Here is a 16,343-nt window from a genome sequence, read left to right as displayed (position 1 = left end):
ACGGCGCGTTACGTAAAACAGCTTGAAAGGTGCGTTGGTCGATTTGAGCAAGCGTGAGCAAATTGTCACGAACCCGGTGGCGGCCTTAGCGGGGGCGGCCGGGACCGTAGCGGTGATGACGCTCATCTCCAGAATTTTCGGTTTCGGCCGATGGCTGGCCCAAGCCACTTGGGTCGGAGCGGGTACAGTCGGCAACGCTTACGCTTCGGCGAACCAAATCCCCAACGTGATTTTTGAAGTCGTGGTCGGGGGCGCTTTGGCTTCCATCACCATCCCCCTGTTGGCTCAAGCCATTGCTGGCTCACTGAAAGACGAAGTGAACCGTCTCGCCTCAGCGCTATTTACCTGGACATTGACCCTGCTGGTTCCACTGGGTTTGCTGGTTTTTGTGGCCGCCGAACCCATCTCCGCGGTGCTACCCGTTTCAGTGGGCTCCGACATCGCTACCCAAAATGCGCTGACCGCGTATTTCCTGCGAGTTTTTGCTCTGCAGATTCCGCTCTACGGAATAGCCGTGGTGCTGGGGGGAATCCTGCAAGCCCACCATCGCTTTGCGTGGCCTGCCCTGATGCCGGCGTTTTCCTCCATCGTCACCATCGTCGCTTATGCTGCCTACGGCGCTCTCAGTGGCTCCAACCCGACCGAATACACCGCTATCGCCGCCCTGGCGTGGGGAACTACCGCGGGGGTGCTGGTGCTGAGCGTTCCGCTTTTTATTCCCGTCTGGAACGTGGGGGTGCGCCTCAAGTTCGTGTGGAAAATGCCGCGGGAGCAATTCCGTCAGGCCCTCGCTTTGGGAGCCTACGGTATCGGAGCGCTGCTGGCTGCCCAAGGTTATATGCTCGCCACGCTGTTCCTGACCCGGTGGGGTGGGGTGGAAGGCACTATCAACGTTTTTCAGTATTCCCAAGCTATCTACCTACTGCCCTATGCACTGTTCACCTTCCCGGTGGCGACAGTCGTGTTTCCCCTGATGACCAGGCATTTTGCGGCCGGGCAGACGGCAAAAGCGGGGGAGTTGGCCACCAGTTCCACCGCGTTGATTGCCGGTCTGTCTCTGTTGGGAGTCGCTGGTCTGATTGCGGTGGCGCCCGGTATGGCAGCCATTTTTGCGTGGAACCGTCCCATTCCGGGACTGGAAATGGCGGTCGTGGCGATGGCTCCCGCCCTGGTGGGCTACGCTCTGCTCTATCACCTGTCACGAGTGTTTATCGCCGTCAACCGGGCACGGCATTCTTTTTTCGCAGCGCTGCTGGGTTGGGGGATTGCCGCCGTGAGCGGGTGGCTGCTGATTCTCGTCTTGGCGCCTTCGCGCGGTAACGGCGTCGCCACGCTCATTGCTCTGGGTGTCGGCAACGCTTTAGGCATGAGCGCGGCCGGAGCCTACCTGCTGATTGTGTGGGGTCGTCTCCAAGTTGGCTCCCCGCTTCAGGTGTTGAAAGCCCTGTTGATTGCCGTTCCGGGAGCTGTCTTGGGCGGAGTCTTGGGACGCCTAGCGTATGCGGGAGTCACTGCCCTAGACCTGCCTCTGGGGGTACTGTGGGCAACTCTCGGGGCCGGTCTGGTGACGGTAGCCTGTGCCTTGCCGGGATTGAAAATCATCGCTACGCCCTTTTGGAAACAAACCCGCGCGGCCCGCCACGCTCCCGAAACTGTTGAAACAACTGAGAACTTTGGGAAAAACCCACCCTCGCAGAATCCTCTCCCGGCAGAACCTGAAACAGAACGTTTGGAGGAGGGCGAATCGTGAAGATAACCATGGTGATGGGCGAAGCCTCACACTCGATGGGAACTTTCGTAGCATCGCTATCGAGCACTTTGGCGGCGAAAGGCCACGATGTTCAGATTATTGCCGAACCCACCAGCGCCAAGCTGTATCGTCTCAAGAATGTTTTGCCGCTGTGGATTGTGAAACCGCGCAGACTTTTCCTGATGGGTACGAATCTGCGGCGGTTGCGCCGGGCGCAAGACGTGCTAAAAAACTCTGATGTCATTCACGTTCACGGGCTGAAAGCGGCACTGTATGCCCTGGTACTGACCATGTTTATCCCCAATACTCCGCCGCTTTTAGTATCGCTGTACGAACTGAACGACGAACGCCGTGACACGTTCTGGCGCCAGCTGCTCTTTCGGTGGATGGATAACCGGGCTTCGCTCATTTCGGGCTCTTCGCTTCGCCTGACCGCAAAGATTGACCGGCAATCATCGGCGGATACCGACTCGGCGGTATCTTTCCTGGTCAGCCCCAGGGTAGAGAAACTCTTGCAAACCGGAATACTCAATCGTAAGGAGCGGGTGGGCAACTGGGCCAAGCTGGCGGCCGCGGAACGGCTGCGCAACCGTGGCCAACTGGTGCTGGGGATTGGTCCGATCGAGCAAGAGAAACGTTTTGACCGGTTTGTTCGCGCTATGCAGCGGGTGACTTATCCAGCCACCGGGGTGGTTATCGGGGATGGAGACCCCCAACTGCTAGCGGGTCTGCGCTCCTACGGTAGCGATGCGCAGGTCTCTTTCCTGGGGTGGCGCAAGTCCCTGGACGCCTGGTTACAAGCCGCGAGTGTATTGGTCATTACTTCCGAATGGGAATCGCGGGGTTTCATTGCTCAAGAAGCCATGAGCTTGGGGCTGCCGATTGTGGCTGCCCCGGTCGGGAAATTGCGAGACATCTTGCTGCCTGCAGGGGTAGCGATGGACAGTCAACAGGGTGAAAACCTGGTCGGAGGGGAACAAACCGCGGGACAGTCCAACGATCCGGAACTCGGAATCGGCGGCCTCGTGGTGGATACAGACGATGCCGAGGCAACAGCTCAAGCCATCACGAAACTACTGGCCAACCCCAGCATCTGGTACGAAAAACAAGAGTCTGCCCGGCATCGCGCCGCCACCTGGCCGACCACTGGCCAGGTCGCCAGCGAATGGCTGGGATTCTACCGGCGCTCCCTGGTGGGGCAAAACCAGCGGACAACCAAGAGTAGCCAGATACCACAAACAGGAGAACAAAAATGAGCGATACCCCACCGTGCTTGGAACCACCGGAGGATGAACGAACTGAATTTCCCGTGGTGGATTCTCTGGAAGTGTTTAGGGGCAAAGTTTTTTCCATGCTCACTGAGCGGGTTCGCTATGGCGATGGGGTGGCAACACGAGATTTTGTGAAGCATCCGGGGGCGGTCGCCATCGTTCCGCTGCGGGAAGGTGAGGCCAGCGCTTCGGGGGAGCCGGAAGTGCTGCTAATCAACCAATACCGTCACCCGGTGGGCGCGACCTTGTGGGAGATTCCCGCGGGATTGTTGGACATTGCCGGAGAGAATCCGCTGCGTGCGGCGCAGCGGGAGCTGGAGGAGGAAGCCGACTTGAAAGCTACTCGCTGGGACGTGCTGGTGGATTATTTCACCACGCCGGGCGGGTCTTCCGAAGCTCTGCGAGTGTACTTGGCTCGCGATTTAACCCTGATTCCTGCCTCGGAGCGCAGTTTTCAGCGTGAAGCCGAAGAAGCATTTATGGCGCGGCGTTGGGTAGGGTTGCGGCAGGCGGTGGAGGCGATTTTTGCGGGACAGATGCACAATCCTTCCGCGGTCGTCGGGGTACTGGCTACTGCGCTGGCGCTGGATTCGCCCGGATTATCCCCGGTTTCTTTGCGTCCGGTGTCAGCCCCGTGGTTTCGGAAAACCTCTTTGGACTAGACCCGCCCGCAGCCCCGTTTAGAAGTCGCTGGGGTTTCAGCCGGCCGCCGCTGAACCGACCCGGCTGCAAACTGATTTTTGGCACACTGATGTTGCGCAAATTTTCCCAATAAAACCGCAGTTTGGCGCATTTTGGCAGTTTTAAGCAATGACTTGCTTGGGAAAATATGCTAGATTTAGGAAAGTCATCGTTGATGTAAAGATTTTAACGAAGGGGGAGCGGGATGCCAGCAATCGTGGATGATCAGGGCACCCGTCATGTCGTTCTGGACCTAATCATTGAAAAGGGTCCCATTACTGCTTCTGTCCTGGCTAATATCCTCAAACTTACCCCAGCGGCAGTTCGTCGCCACCTCATCTATCTGGAGGAGAGCGGGCAGATTGAGAACCTTGAATCGACCGGCAAGATTCGCGGCCGCGGGCGTCCGGCACGTCACTATGTGGCGACTGACGCCGGACGCGCCACGCTGCCGGATGGATACTCGCAGATGGCAAACAAGGCGCTGGACTACCTGCAGCAAGTTGCCGGCGACCAAGCTATCGAAGACTTTGCCAATCGGCATTCGCGAGAAGTCGAACGCCGCTACGCTCCGGTAGTTCACGCCGCCGGAGACGACCCACAAGCCCGGGTCGTGGCCTTGGCGGATGCGCTGGCACAGGACGGTTACGCGGCAACCGTCCGACAAACCGCGCACGGGCTGGCACTGCAGCTATGCCAAGGATCCTGCCCGGTACAGGACGTTGCCAAGTCCTATCCAAAGCTGTGTGAGGCAGAAACACAAGCCTTCTCCCGACTGCTCGATACCCATGTGCAGCGCCTTGCCACCCTTGCTGAGGGAGACCATGCCTGCACCACCTGTGTGCCGCTAACCTTGCGCAAAAATGGGGCTCTGAGCAGCATTAATGTGTTGAACGGAGGGAAGCGAAGTCGGGGGGAATAAATCAGCGAGACAGTCTCCCGGCAACTTCTAATTATCAAGCCCCGACCGGGCTACCTAGACTTAGAGAAAACCTCAAATGAAAGGATAGAGATGAGCGATGCTCTGACTGAGTCAGATCAGAAAAAGCGCGCGGATGATGAGATTATCGAGTCTATTTCCGATAAGTACGAATTCGGTTGGCATGACTCCGATGCCGCCGGACAAGCCGCGAAACGCGGCCTGGATGAGGACGTGGTGCGCTACATCTCCGAGATGAAAGATGAGCCGGAATGGATGCTGAAACTGAGGTTGAAAGCCCTCAAGATTTTTCAGCGCAAACCCATTCCGAACTGGGGTCCCGATTTGCAGTTCCTGGACTTTGACGAGTTTAAGTACTTCGTGCGGGCTGCCGATAAGGTCGCTCAATCCTGGGACGACCTGCCCGAGGACATCAAACAGACCTATGACCGTCTGGGAATTCCCGAAGCGGAGCGTCAACGCCTGGTGGACGGGGTGGCCGCCCAGTACGAATCGGAAGTCGTCTATCACCAAATCCGCGAGGACCTCGAGAAACAGGGTGTTATCTTCCTGGACACCGACACGGGACTGAAAGAATACCCCGAACTGTTCCAGGAATACTTTGGGCAGGCCGTACCGGCGGGGGATAACAAATTTGCTGCCCTTAATACTGCCGTGTGGTCCGGCGGTTCTTTTATCTATGTCCCTAAGGGAGTAAAGTGCACGGTTCCCCTGCAGGCCTACTTCCGCATCAACACGGAGAGCATGGGCCAGTTTGAACGAACCTTAATCATTGCTGACGAAGACTCCTACGTACACTATGTAGAAGGCTGCACCGCCCCGATTTACCAGTCGGATTCCCTGCACGCCGCCATCGTGGAAATCTTTGTGAAAAAGAACGCTCGGGTGCGTTACACGACCATCCAAAACTGGTCGAATAACGTGTTGAACCTAGTGACCCAACGTGCCTTCTGCGAGGAAGGCGCCACGATGGAATGGATTGACGGCAACATCGGCTCGCGCATCAACATGAAGTACCCCTCGGTATACCTGCTGGGTGAGCACGCCCACGGCGAGACGCTGTCCATCGCTTTTGCTGGCAAGGGGCAGCATCAGGACACCGGCGCAAAAATGCTGCACCGAGCACCGCACACGTCCTCGCACATTGTCAGCAAATCCATCTCCCGGCAAGGCGGACGTTCCTCATACCGAGGCTTGGTCGACATTGCCGAGAACGCCACCGGTTCCAAGTCCAACGTGCTGTGCGACGCCCTGCTGGTGGACACCATTTCCCGCTCTGACACCTACCCTTATGTGGATGTGCGCAATGACGAGGTTGAAATGGGACACGAGGCAACCGTTTCCAAAGTGTCCGAGGATCAACTGTTCTACCTGATGAGCCGGGGGCTCACCGAGACGGAAGCGATGGCGACCATCGTACGCGGTTTCGTCGAGCCTATCGCCAAGGAGCTTCCGATGGAATACGCCTTGGAGCTGAATCGACTAATCGAACTGCAGATGGAAGGGTCGGTGGGCTAAATGACTGAAGTAACTGTGCCAACAGGCGGCGCGCTGGCCGCTCCGACCCCAACCCGACTGACTTCCACTTCCGTTGAGGATTTTCCGATGCCGACCGGGCGGGAAGAAGACTGGCGCTTCACCCCGTTATCGCGGTTCTCCAGTTTGCTGGAAGAATCTCTCCAGGGCGGTAGCGCCAAGTTTGCCGTGGACGGTGTGGCCTTGCGTACCGACGAACCAGTCCAACCCGAGGCGGATCTGACCCTGAAACTGTCCGCAGTGGCGGGGTTGTCGCCGCTGGCTGGAGCCCCTTTCGACCGTGCTGGAGTGGTTGGCTGGAATAATATTTCCCAGACCCTCGATGTAGCGGTTACGGGTGCGGTGAGTCAACCGGTCTGGATTGACGTCACCGCCGAGGGGCCAGACACCGTCGGTCACGTGCGGATATACGCGGAAAAAGCGTCCCAAGCTACCATCGTGCTGCGTCATCGCGGCGGCGGCTCCCTGAACGAGACTTTGGAAGTAAAAGCGGAGCCGGACGCGAAACTGAACGTGGTCAGCCTGCAAGCCTGGGACGATACCGCGGTGCATATGGCGACCCAACAGATGACGTTGGGGCAAAACTCCAGCGTGAAACACGTCAACGTCACCTTGGGAGGGGACTCAGTACGCATCGCGATGGGAGTGAATCTGCCCGCAGAACGCAGCAATCTAAACCTGCTGGGTCTGTACTTTACCAACGCGGGGAAACATCAGGAACACCGGCTGTTTATCGAGCACAAGGGGCAAAAATCGAAGTCCCGAGTGACCTACAAGGGTGCTTTGCAAGGCCAAGAGGCACGCACCGTGTGGGTCGGTGACGTCGGTATCGGGCCGCAGGCTTTCGGGACGGATTCCTACGAACTGAACCGAAACCTGGTGCTGGGCAAGGGGCCTCGCGTGGATTCCGTGCCGAACCTAGAGATTCACAACGGTGAAATCGAAGGTGCCGGACACGCTTCAGCGACCGGCAGATTTGACGACGAACAGCTGTTCTACCTGCAAAGCCGCGGCATCGACGCGGTCAACGCGAAACGACTGGTCGTGCGCGCGTTCTATGCGGAACTATTGAATATGTTAGAAATACCGGAACTGACTGACTACGTATTGGAAACCGTAGATAGTCACCTGAGTGTAGGGAGTTTGCAATGAGTTTTACCAAAGTTGGCAGTATCGATGAAATTGAGCCGGGAACCGGCAAAGAAGTCACGGTGGAAGGCGTTGAAATCGTGGTTTTACGCAGCGATGAGGGAGATTTCCACGCGATGGCAAAGGAATGTCCGCACGCCGGGTTCTCCATGGTGGACGGCATCATTGAGGATGGCTGCGTGGAGTGTGCCGCGCACGGGGCACAGTTCGATCTGGAAACCGGCGAGCCGCAGTCGCCGGCCCACGACCCCCTTCAGATTTACCCCGTCCAAATTACCGACGGGTTCGTCGCCGTGGATGTGAAAGCATAACAAAGCCCGTCTCAGCGCGGAGCGTGCCGAACGGCTTGGAATGGAAAAAGGAAACAGGAGAAAACAGTGTCAGTGTTGGAAGTAAAGGACCTCAAAGCCCAGGTGGAGACCCCGGAGGGGCCGAAAAAGATTTTGAAAGGCGTAAACCTGACCATCAACTCCGGCGAAGTACACGCCATTATGGGACCCAACGGTTCAGGCAAATCGACTTTGAGCTATGTCCTGGCGGGACATCCGAAGTATGAGGTCACCGACGGTGAAGCCCGGCTGGACGGCAAGAATATTTTGGAGATGAGTGTGGACGAGCGCGCTCGGGCGGGACTGTTCCTGGCGATGCAGTACCCGGTCGAGGTTCCCGGGGTGAGCGTGTCGAACTTCTTGCGCACCGCCAAAACTGCGGTGGCGGGGCAGGCTCCGGCGTTACGCAAATGGATGAAAGAAGTCAACGGCGCTTTTGACGACTTTAAGATGGAGAAAGAATTTGCCAGCCGGGATTTGAACGCGGGCTTTTCCGGCGGGGAAAAGAAACGCCTGGAAATCCTGCAGATGCAGCTGTTGGCGCCGCAGTTCGCGATTTTGGACGAAACAGATTCCGGTTTGGACATTGACGCTCTTAAGGTGGTTTCCGAGGGCATCAACCGAGTGCATGAGGCCGCCAATACCGGAATCCTGCTGATTACCCACTATTCCCGGATTTTGCGTTACGTTCACCCCGATTTTGTCCATGTGTTTGTGGACGGGCGCATCAGCAAAGAGGGCGGACCGGAACTGGCCGATGAACTCGAAGCCGAGGGCTACGACAAGTACCTGGGAGCCTCGACGGCTGCCTAAGGGCGGCGCGAGCGGCGAAAGGACGGAATTGTCATGGTAACAGGCCCGGCGACAGAGTTTAGCGCGGCGGAGCTCGCCCGGATTCGCGCGGATTTCCCAATCCTCAATGTTTTGGGACGCGACGGTCAGCCCATCGACTACCTAGACTCGGGGGCAACCTCACAAAAGCCGGCGGTCGTGTTGGAGGCCATTGACGATTTTTACCGCCGCCACAACGGGGCAGTACACCGGGGCACTCACCAGCTCGGCGACGAAGCGACGGCCTTGTTTGAAGATGCCCGCCAGGACGTGGCGGACTTCTTGGGAGTGAGCGACCCCGAAGAAATCGTGTGGACCTCGGGAGCCACTGAGGCACTGAACCTGGTGGCTTACGGGTTCGCCGCCGCCACTTGGGAACGCACGGGCGGACCTTTTGCCTTGCAACCGGGCGATGAAATCGTGTTCACCAGGGCGGAGCATCACGCCAACTTGGTGCCGTGGCAGCTGGTTGCCAAACGCACCGGAGCCGTGACAAAAGTCATCGAGTTGACCCCCGACGGGCGCCTGGACGTGAGCGGCCTAGAGGACGTCATTACGCCGCGCACGCGGGTCGTTGCGTTCACACACCTGTCCAACGTGACCGGGGCGGTGACGGACATTGCGCCAATTATTGCTGCCGCCCGGGCGGTCGGTGCCATCGTCGTTATGGACACCTGCCAATCCAGTGCCCACCTGCCGCTGGAAGTCGATCAGCTCGGGGTTGATTTCGCGTGTTTTTCCGCGCACAAGATGCTCGGCCCCACCGGGGTGGGAGCCCTGTGGGGACGCCGTGAGCTGCTCGAACAGCTGCCAGTGTTCCTCAGCGGCGGTTCCATGATTGAAAACGTGACAGTGGAGGAAACGACTTTCCTGCCGGCACCCTACCGCTTCGAAGCTGGCACCCAACCGGTCGCCCAGATTGTGGGGTGGGCCGCCGCGTGCCAATACCTGCAGGGGCTGGGGATGGAACGGGTCGCTGCACACGAACAGGCCCTCACCGCTTACGCCCTGCCGAGGTTGGTGGAGATTCCTGGCGTGAAACTGCTCGGTCCCACCGACATGACGCATCGCGCTGGGGTGTTGTCCTTTGAAATGAAAGGGATTCACCCTCATGACCTTGGGCAATACTTGGATTCTCAAGGCGTGGCGGTGCGGGTCGGCCATCATTGCGCCATTCCCCTGCATCGTTTCTTTGGGGTGAACGCCTCCACGCGGGCCACGTTTGGTCCCACCACGACTATTGATGAGATTGACCGCTGGCTGCAAGCGCTACCGCAGGCCGCAAAGTTCTTTGGTGTCACGCCAGGGGATAGCTGAATAGACAGAAGGAACACAAGTGAACGAACTGGAAAACCTGTATCAGCAGCTCATCTTGGAGCAGTCCAAGGCTCGGCACGGCGCCGGCACCCTGCCCGGCTGGGCTGCCAGTTCCCACCAGGTCAATCCGACCTGCGGAGACGAGGTCACCCTGCAGGTAGAAGTGGCGGACGGAAAGTTGCGCAACCTAGTGTGGGACGGGCACGGTTGCTCGATTTCGCAAGCCTCCCTGTCGATGATGTGGGAGCTGGTGGAGGGCCAAGACCTGGAAACTGTGCACGGGCTGGAACAGGATTTCAACGAAATGATGCATTCACGAGGCCGGGGCGTGGATGAGGATTTGCTCGATCGTCTGGGCGATGCCTCCAGCCTGGAAGGCGTTTCCCGCTATGTTAACCGCGTAAAATGCGCCCTGCTGGGGTGGATGGCTTTGAAAGATGCGCTGGCCCAAGCTGCGGCGACAGATGGAACCGGCGGCGGTACCCAGGTGGCGCCGCACTGTGACCCGCGAGTGATGAACCGGACTTGTGACCCTAAAACCACACAAAACAACAAAAGGACAAACCCATGAGTGAAGAACCCTTGAGTAAAGAGCTATTGGACGAGTTGGGTGCACCGAAGACCAGCGCGGCGGTGGAGTCAGAGGTCAATACCGCACCAGCCGGGTCTACAACCTTGGTTGACGGGATAGCGGCGGATACCGTGGCGGAACCGGGCGCGGAACTTTCCGAAGAGAAACGTGCCTTGGTGGAAGAAATCGTGGAGTTGCTGAAGGACGTTATCGACCCGGAACTGGGCATCAACATCGTGGATTTGGGGTTGCTTTACGGACTGCATCTGGACGGAGACGACCTGGTTATTGACATGACCCTGACCTCTGCTGGCTGTCCGCTGACGGATATGATTGAGCGCCAGTGCCGTTTCGTACTGGAAGATTTGATGAAAACCGTATCCATCAACTGGGTGTGGCTGCCGCCGTGGGGTCCGGACAAAATCACCGAGGACGGCCGCGAGCAGCTGCGGGCCCTCGGTTTCAACGTGTGAGGTCACTAGGTTCCCCACCCGCATCTCCGGGCGAAGCAGCGTTTCCGGGGTGTTTGGGTGTTGCTATCAGAGGGGATATACGGAGATTAGTTCGTGCAAGCCGAAAAAGTCGTCCGGATTCCTGGTGAACAAGGGCAAATTGTGTGCCAGAGCGGTGGCGGCAATCTGGAGGTCGGCGAAGCGGCGCCGCGGTTTTCGGCCCAGAGCAACAACTGCCGCATAGATTCGGCCATAAGCACGGGCGGCGGAAGCGTCAAAAGGGATAGGTGAGAACGCTGTCTCGGTGCGCTGCAATCGATCCAGACGGGCGGAGCGTTCTATCTCAGATTTGGCGGCATAAACCCCGGCCTCCAGTTCGGACAGAGTGATGGCGCTGATGGCGCTGTGCAAGGGCAGGGAGTCGGCGGGAAGCTCGGTTATATCAATGATTATCGAGGTGTCCAATAATCCGTATTCGAGTCGGGACATCAGACACCCATGTCTACAAAACCGTCGATGTCAGCTTTTAAAGAGCCGCCATCCACCGCGGGAGCTCCGCTGAACCGTGACAAAACCGCGGCAGTGTTGGAAAACCAGGTGTCCTGTATGGGGCTGAGCTCGGCGACCGGTCGACCGTTGGAAGTGACAATAAATGTCGCACCGGACGCGACTTCTCGCATCACGCGTCCGGATTCGTTGCGCAGTTCCCGCTGGGTTAGGGTGGCTTGCATAGTTCTATTGTAGCGCAGCGTGCTACACGGGTTCAATAGGTACGTGCGGCGCTATTTTCAGTCCGGTGCCGGTTTGGTTCGCGGCTCAGACCTGGCGAAACAGCGGTTTACCACCTGCTCTGCCGGGGCTAGCGAGTCGCTGAGACCCCGCCAACCTGCCGCCTGGCGACTATTGAATGGTGGAAAGATAGGCAACAGGCCAGCGTAACGTTTAGAATTACCCCATGTCCCACCTTTTTACGCCGTTTCGGCTGAAAAAACTCGAAACCCGCAACCGTCTGTGGATGCCGCCGATGTGCCAATTTACCGCATCTTCCGAGGGTCCCTCCGCGGGTTGGCCTAACGATTGGCACGAAGTTCATTATGGAGCCAGGGCGTCAGGCGGGGTGGGCGCCGTCATCGTGGAAGCGACCGCTGTCAGCCCGGAGGGGCGCATCACGCCCTTTGATTTGATGCTGGACCGGGACGAAAAAATTCCGGCTTTTGCCCGGCTGGCCACCCTCATCAAAGAGGGCGGCGCGGCTGCCGGTATCCAGATTTCTCACGCCGGCAGGAAAGCCTCCACGTCTCCTTCCGGCACGCCCCTGGCTCCCGAGGACTCCTCCCTGGGAGGCATAGGCTGGCATACCATTGCGCCCAGCCCGATTCCGTTTACCTCTCGCCACGAGGTTCCTCGCGAAATGACCCCTGCGGATATACGCAAAACTCAAGCGGACTTCGTCTGCGCCATCCGCCGCGCTTTGGCGGCCGGCTTCGATTTTGTGGAACTTCACGGCGCCCACGGCTACCTGTTGAGTCAGTTCATTTCTCCGCTGACCAACCAGCGTACCGATGAATACGGCGGGGATTTACAGGGGCGTTTCCGATTTTGGCGTGAACTGGTCATTGCGATTCGCGGAGAGTTGGGGGAAAATTTCCCGCTCCTAATGCGGATTTCGGCGACTAACTGGGTTCCCAGTGGAGCATTCGGGCTACAGCGCGACGTTACTCTGGAGGACTGGGGTCGGATTGTCCAGGATTTGGCCGCTTTCGGGGTTGACTTTATCGACGTGTCCACCGGCGGTTTGATTGACGGGGTAGAGATTCCACAGGCCCCGGGTTACCAGGTGAAATACGCCACCGAGATTCAAGACCGGGGGCCCTTGCCCGTTTCGGCTGTCGGCATGATTACCGAACCGGCACAAGCTGAACAGATTTTGGTCAACGGTCAAGCCTCCGTGGTCCAGGTCGGCCGGCCTTTGCTGACTGATCCGTCGCTGCCCCTAGCCTGGGCGGCGCGTTTGGGCGACGAAGCCCCCATTCCCAAGCCGTACATTAGTGGCACTCCGCGCAGCTAACGCCGCCGGCTCCAGGCGGGCCGCTACCAGAAACATTTGGAACCGGGACGAGGCTTTCCTCGGGAGTTACTTTGCTTTCGCAATCAGAGCTTGCCCCAGGTACGTTACGAATTCCTGCAATTCGGCGCGAGCCTCGTTGGCATCCATGACGGGATTTTTGCCATCAAAATACACCCGAATTTCCAAGTTGCCGACTCGCTGAAACACCCCGACTTCGGTGGGGGCAATCTGGCCTTCACCGCGGTCCGTTCCGTAAGTCATCATCAAGCCGTCTTGAGCTCCGTCAAGCGGATAATCCGCCGCGGCGGTGGTTTGCTGGGAGCTGGCGCCTCCGGGAGTCGTCACCGCGTAGGTGGGACAGGCTTGAGCCAAATCCCGCTGGACTTGAATCGCTTTCTGGGCCTGCGCCACGGACGGGTAGGCCCGCAGTTGAGAGCGCACTACCGTAGCGTGATTGTTGAGGTTAGCTTGGGAAAAAGCCGCGGGGATTTCCGGTTTGTCGGTATAGGAGTCCATGAGCTTTTGCTGGCACATTTCGGGTTTGAACGTGGTTTCCCGCAGCAAATCCAAGGCTTGATGGTCCGCGGAGCGCATCGATGCGGTGGTTTCTTCGTCATAGACTTTCAAGCTGTCGCCCTTAATCTTTAGCCCACCCAAAATAATGGCCAGGTTCGGGCCGGAAAACTGTTTCACCATCGTTGGCAGAGAATCCTTTTGCTTGATGTAAGCGCTGGCAGGGTTGTCCAGAGTCTGTTTCGTGCCGGCACATCCGCTCAACGCTACGGCAAGCAGTGCTGCCCCCAAGACACTGGCGACTGTCTTTTGGTAACGCATCAGTTTTCCTCTCTAGTCTGTCTCAAACAGTTTACCGTTTCGTGTGGCGTTGAGAGACCACGGTTTAATCTACCTCAACGAGTTCCAAATACGTTTCGTCCCACAGGTCCTCATCACCATCGGGCAGCAGCAGAACCCGTTGCGGATCCAGCGCTTTCACCGCTCCCGGATCGTGGGTGACCAGGATAACCGCGCCCTCATAAGTGGCCAAGGAGTTCAGGATTTCCTCCCGTGAGGCGGGATCCAGGTTATTGGTCGGTTCGTCCAGCAGCAGCACGTTCGCCCCGCTCACCACCAACGTCGCCAAAGCTAGGCGTGTCTTTTCGCCACCGGACAGCACCGCGGTGGGTTTGTCGGCGTCCGCCCCGGAGAACAGGAACTGTCCCAGCAGGGAACGCACCTGGGTGTCATCAAGTTCCGGAGCAGCCTGGCGCAGATTCTCTACCACGGAAAGGGAATCGTCCAGGGTCTCATGTTCCTGAGCGTAATAGCCGAGCTTCAGTCCATGACCGGCAACCACCCGTCCAGTGTCGCTGGTCTCCAGACCAGCCAAGATACGCAACATGGTCGTTTTTCCCGCACCGTTGAACCCTAACACCACCACTTTTGAGCCGCGGTCGATAGCCAGCGTCAGGTCGGTAAAGACTTCCAGGGAACCGTAGGTTTTGGAAATGCCCTCAGCAGCTAGGGGAACTTTCCCACAAGGCTGGGGCTTGGGGAAATCGAGTTTGGCCACTTTTTCTTTCGGGCCTTCCGCCTGGGTATTTTCCAGCAGCTGCGCGGCGCGGCGCAGCATCTGTTGAGCCGCCACGGCCTTGGTGGCTTTCGCGTGCAGACGTTCGCCTTGGGCTTGCAGAGCCGCGGCTTTCTTTTCCGCTACCGCCCGTTCCCGTTTCCGCCGCGCCTCGTCGTCAGCGCGAGCTTGCAGATAGGCTTTCCAGCCCATGTGGTACACGTCCAACGCGCCGCGCAGTGCATCTAGGTACAGAACCTGATTCAGGGTTTCATCCAAAAGTTTCACGTTGTGCGAAATAATCAGGACCCCGCCGGGAAACGTTCGCAGGTAACTGCGCAGCCACACTATGGAATCGTGGTCCAAGTGGTTGGTGGGCTCGTCCAATAGCAGGGTGTCAGCCCCGGAAAACAGCACGCGCGCCAGCTCGACCCGGCGGCGTTGCCCCCCGGAGAGCGTCCCCAACGACTGACGTAACGTTTCGTTGGAAATCCCTAAGTTAGCGGCGATTTGTGCGGCTTCGGAAGCTGCCGCGTAGCCGCCGGACATATGAAACTCCTGATCCAGGCGCACATATTTTTCCATGGCCTTTTGCTGTTTTTCGCCCGTCTCGCGGCTCATCGCCTCCTCCGCCTTGCGGATTCTGGCTTCGATGACATCGAGTCCGCGCACGCTCAGGATATGGTCGCGCACTATCTGGTCAGGATCGACTTCCCGAGGGTCTTGGGGAAGGTAACCCGGTGTGGTCGACCGGGACACGGTTCCCTCAACCTGAATCGCATCGGGCATTCCAGTACCGCTCAGTAGTCTCATCAGGGTGGTTTTGCCGGCGCCATTGCGTCCCACCAAGCCGACCCGCATACCCTTGTTTACCTGGAACGAGGCGTGTTCCATGAGGACACGGTCCGCAATCCGCAAGGTGAGGTCGGTGGCAGTAATCACCCCAAGAGTTTAGTCGGAAAACTGCCAGAACCGAAAACCTGCCCACCCGACCTTTGACGTGAGACTCAAACCCCAAAAATCCGTCTGGCGAACGATTCTCGGGACGAAAAATCACCCCAAAGGGTGAGTGGTCGTGTCGGCGGGTGCGATAGCGTTAAAACGCACAAGCCGCTCGACTGAAAGGACAGAAAATGGCTGAAAAGCAATCTATTTTGGGGCGCATTGCCCAAATTACCAAGGCTAATATCAACGCGCTGCTGGACAAGGCAGAGGACCCCGAAAAGCTGCTTGACCAGCTGGTACGTGATTACACCAATGAAATCGCGGAGGCTGAACAGGCCGTGGCGCAAACGATTGGGAATCTGCGTTTAGCGGAACGCGACCGCGATGAGGATCAGCAGGCTGCCACCGAGTGGGGGGCGAAAGCCGCGGCGGCTTCCAAAAAAGCCGATGAACTGCGAGCTGCCGGGAACGCGGCCGAAGCTGACAAGATGGACAACCTGGCGAAGGTCGCCATCACGAAACAGATTAGCTTTGAAAAGGAGGTCGAGGAAGCGGCTCCGATTATTGCTAACCAGACCGCTACGGTGGATAAGCTCAAGTCCGGGCTGAACACGATGAAGATGCAGCTGGAGGACTTGAAGTCGAAGCGGGACTCGTTGGTGGCTCGCTCTAAGACTGCGGCCACGCAAACCCAGGTGCAGCAAGCCGTGTCCAAGATTAACATTATGGATCCGACTTCCGAGCTGGGGCGTTTTGAGGAAAAGGTCCGCCGGGCCGAGGCTATGGCGGCCGGTCAGGCCGAGCTGGCAGGAGAGGGCGAATCCCTGGAGGAACAGTTCGCCGCCCTGGATGTGTCCGCGGCAGACGCGGAAGTGACAGCGCGGCTCAACGCTTTGAAGAATAACGGCTAGGGAGCTGACAAAGTTGTGGGGCTGG

Annotated in this window: 17 protein-coding genes; 13 read left to right on the top strand and 4 right to left on the bottom strand. The window is 58.3% G+C overall.

Annotation, left to right across the window (positions count from 1 at the left end):
* The first annotated feature begins 43 nt into the window (after nucleotides 1-43).
* The 11 genes from murJ to SPI05_RS05020 all read left to right on the top strand — a co-directional run bounded on the left by murJ (nucleotide 44) and on the right by SPI05_RS05020 (nucleotide 10,848).
* Nucleotides 44-1,750 (top strand): murein biosynthesis integral membrane protein MurJ, encoded by a 1,707-nt coding sequence (murJ, locus tag SPI05_RS05070; RefSeq protein ID WP_321076707.1) that lies wholly within the window; start codon nucleotides 44-46, stop codon nucleotides 1,748-1,750.
* Complete coding sequence (locus tag SPI05_RS05065; RefSeq protein ID WP_321076706.1) at nucleotides 1,747-3,006, top strand: glycosyltransferase family 4 protein; 1,260 nt, start codon at nucleotides 1,747-1,749, stop codon at nucleotides 3,004-3,006. The genes murJ and SPI05_RS05065 overlap by 4 nt, the downstream gene beginning before the upstream one ends.
* Entirely contained in the window at nucleotides 3,003-3,683 is a 681-nt protein-coding gene (locus SPI05_RS05060; protein WP_321076704.1) for an NUDIX hydrolase, read from the top strand. Before SPI05_RS05065 ends, SPI05_RS05060 begins: the two co-directional genes overlap by 4 nt.
* Nucleotides 3,684-3,907: 224 nt before the next feature.
* Nucleotides 3,908-4,624, top strand: a complete 717-nt coding sequence (locus tag SPI05_RS05055) for a transcriptional regulator (protein ID WP_321076702.1) — start codon at nucleotides 3,908-3,910, stop codon at nucleotides 4,622-4,624.
* 90 nt (nucleotides 4,625-4,714) lie between these two features.
* Nucleotides 4,715-6,160: a Fe-S cluster assembly protein SufB gene (sufB, locus tag SPI05_RS05050; protein ID WP_321076700.1), complete on the top strand. Its 1,446-nt coding sequence runs from the start codon at nucleotides 4,715-4,717 to the stop codon at nucleotides 6,158-6,160.
* Nucleotides 6,161-7,330, top strand: coding sequence for a SufD family Fe-S cluster assembly protein (locus SPI05_RS05045; protein ID WP_321076699.1), 1,170 nt, complete (start codon nucleotides 6,161-6,163; stop codon nucleotides 7,328-7,330).
* Nucleotides 7,327-7,638: a Rieske (2Fe-2S) protein gene (locus tag SPI05_RS05040; RefSeq protein WP_321076697.1), complete on the top strand. Its 312-nt coding sequence runs from the start codon at nucleotides 7,327-7,329 to the stop codon at nucleotides 7,636-7,638. The genes SPI05_RS05045 and SPI05_RS05040 overlap by 4 nt, the downstream gene beginning before the upstream one ends.
* 66 nt (nucleotides 7,639-7,704) lie before the next feature.
* Entirely contained in the window at nucleotides 7,705-8,469 is a 765-nt protein-coding gene (sufC, locus tag SPI05_RS05035) for a Fe-S cluster assembly ATPase SufC (RefSeq protein ID WP_321076695.1), read from the top strand.
* A gap of 33 nt (nucleotides 8,470-8,502) precedes the next feature.
* Nucleotides 8,503-9,804: a SufS family cysteine desulfurase gene (locus SPI05_RS05030; RefSeq protein ID WP_321076693.1), complete on the top strand. Its 1,302-nt coding sequence runs from the start codon at nucleotides 8,503-8,505 to the stop codon at nucleotides 9,802-9,804.
* 19 nt (nucleotides 9,805-9,823) lie between these two features.
* Nucleotides 9,824-10,375 carry a Fe-S cluster assembly sulfur transfer protein SufU gene (gene sufU, locus SPI05_RS05025; protein WP_321076691.1) on the top strand — a complete coding sequence of 184 codons (552 nt, stop codon included), beginning with the start codon at nucleotides 9,824-9,826 and terminating at the stop codon, nucleotides 10,373-10,375.
* Nucleotides 10,372-10,848: a metal-sulfur cluster assembly factor gene (locus tag SPI05_RS05020; protein WP_321076689.1), complete on the top strand. Its 477-nt coding sequence runs from the start codon at nucleotides 10,372-10,374 to the stop codon at nucleotides 10,846-10,848. Before sufU ends, SPI05_RS05020 begins: the two co-directional genes overlap by 4 nt.
* 66 nt (nucleotides 10,849-10,914) lie before the next feature.
* Here SPI05_RS05020 and SPI05_RS05015 read toward each other — a convergent pair whose 3' ends face one another.
* Entirely contained in the window at nucleotides 10,915-11,316 is a 402-nt protein-coding gene (locus SPI05_RS05015) for a type II toxin-antitoxin system VapC family toxin (RefSeq protein ID WP_321076688.1), read from the bottom strand.
* The gene (locus SPI05_RS05010) at nucleotides 11,316-11,558 is read right to left on the bottom strand and encodes a type II toxin-antitoxin system prevent-host-death family antitoxin (RefSeq protein ID WP_321076686.1); all 243 of its coding nucleotides are present in this window, start codon (nucleotides 11,556-11,558) and stop codon (nucleotides 11,316-11,318) included. Before SPI05_RS05010 ends, SPI05_RS05015 begins: the two co-directional genes overlap by 1 nt.
* Nucleotides 11,559-11,782: 224 nt before the next feature.
* Between SPI05_RS05010 and SPI05_RS05005 the strand changes: the two genes are divergently transcribed.
* Nucleotides 11,783-12,895: an NADH:flavin oxidoreductase/NADH oxidase gene (locus SPI05_RS05005; RefSeq protein WP_321076685.1), complete on the top strand. Its 1,113-nt coding sequence runs from the start codon at nucleotides 11,783-11,785 to the stop codon at nucleotides 12,893-12,895.
* 66 nt (nucleotides 12,896-12,961) lie between these two features.
* Here SPI05_RS05005 and SPI05_RS05000 read toward each other — a convergent pair whose 3' ends face one another.
* Both SPI05_RS05000 and SPI05_RS04995 read right to left on the bottom strand, forming a co-directional pair.
* Nucleotides 12,962-13,729, bottom strand: a complete 768-nt coding sequence (locus SPI05_RS05000; protein ID WP_321076683.1) for a hypothetical protein — start codon at nucleotides 13,727-13,729, stop codon at nucleotides 12,962-12,964.
* A 64-nt stretch (nucleotides 13,730-13,793) separates the two neighbouring features.
* Entirely contained in the window at nucleotides 13,794-15,404 is a 1,611-nt protein-coding gene (locus SPI05_RS04995; protein WP_321076681.1) for an ABC-F family ATP-binding cassette domain-containing protein, read from the bottom strand.
* A 191-nt stretch (nucleotides 15,405-15,595) separates the two neighbouring features.
* Here SPI05_RS04995 and SPI05_RS04990 point away from each other — a divergent pair, with 191 nt between their 5' ends.
* Nucleotides 15,596-16,318, top strand: coding sequence for a PspA/IM30 family protein (locus SPI05_RS04990; protein WP_321076679.1), 723 nt, complete (start codon nucleotides 15,596-15,598; stop codon nucleotides 16,316-16,318).
* Nucleotides 16,319-16,343: the final 25 nt, after the last annotated feature.

Origin of the sequence: Mobiluncus sp. (genome assembly GCF_034180645.1) — a bacterium.
Lineage (GTDB): Bacteria > Actinomycetota > Actinomycetes > Actinomycetales > Actinomycetaceae > Mobiluncus.
This window is presented reverse-complemented; position numbering and strand designations above follow the sequence as displayed.

Coding starts and splice junctions, on each gene's coding strand:
- SPI05_RS05030 (WP_321076693.1), top strand. CDS start 8,503: ATGGTAACAGGCCCGGCGACAGAGTTTAGCGCGGCGGAGCTCGCCCGG.
- SPI05_RS05060 (WP_321076704.1), top strand. CDS start 3,003: ATGAGCGATACCCCACCGTGCTTGGAACCACCGGAGGATGAACGAACT.
- SPI05_RS04990 (WP_321076679.1), top strand. CDS start 15,596: ATGGCTGAAAAGCAATCTATTTTGGGGCGCATTGCCCAAATTACCAAG.
- SPI05_RS05055 (WP_321076702.1), top strand. CDS start 3,908: ATGCCAGCAATCGTGGATGATCAGGGCACCCGTCATGTCGTTCTGGAC.
- SPI05_RS05005 (WP_321076685.1), top strand. CDS start 11,783: ATGTCCCACCTTTTTACGCCGTTTCGGCTGAAAAAACTCGAAACCCGC.
- SPI05_RS05020 (WP_321076689.1), top strand. CDS start 10,372: ATGAGTGAAGAACCCTTGAGTAAAGAGCTATTGGACGAGTTGGGTGCA.
- SPI05_RS05045 (WP_321076699.1), top strand. CDS start 6,161: ATGACTGAAGTAACTGTGCCAACAGGCGGCGCGCTGGCCGCTCCGACC.
- sufB (WP_321076700.1), top strand. CDS start 4,715: ATGAGCGATGCTCTGACTGAGTCAGATCAGAAAAAGCGCGCGGATGAT.
- SPI05_RS05000 (WP_321076683.1), bottom strand. CDS start 13,729: ATGCGTTACCAAAAGACAGTCGCCAGTGTCTTGGGGGCAGCACTGCTT.
- SPI05_RS05015 (WP_321076688.1), bottom strand. CDS start 11,316: ATGTCCCGACTCGAATACGGATTATTGGACACCTCGATAATCATTGAT.
- SPI05_RS05010 (WP_321076686.1), bottom strand. CDS start 11,558: ATGCAAGCCACCCTAACCCAGCGGGAACTGCGCAACGAATCCGGACGC.
- SPI05_RS05040 (WP_321076697.1), top strand. CDS start 7,327: ATGAGTTTTACCAAAGTTGGCAGTATCGATGAAATTGAGCCGGGAACC.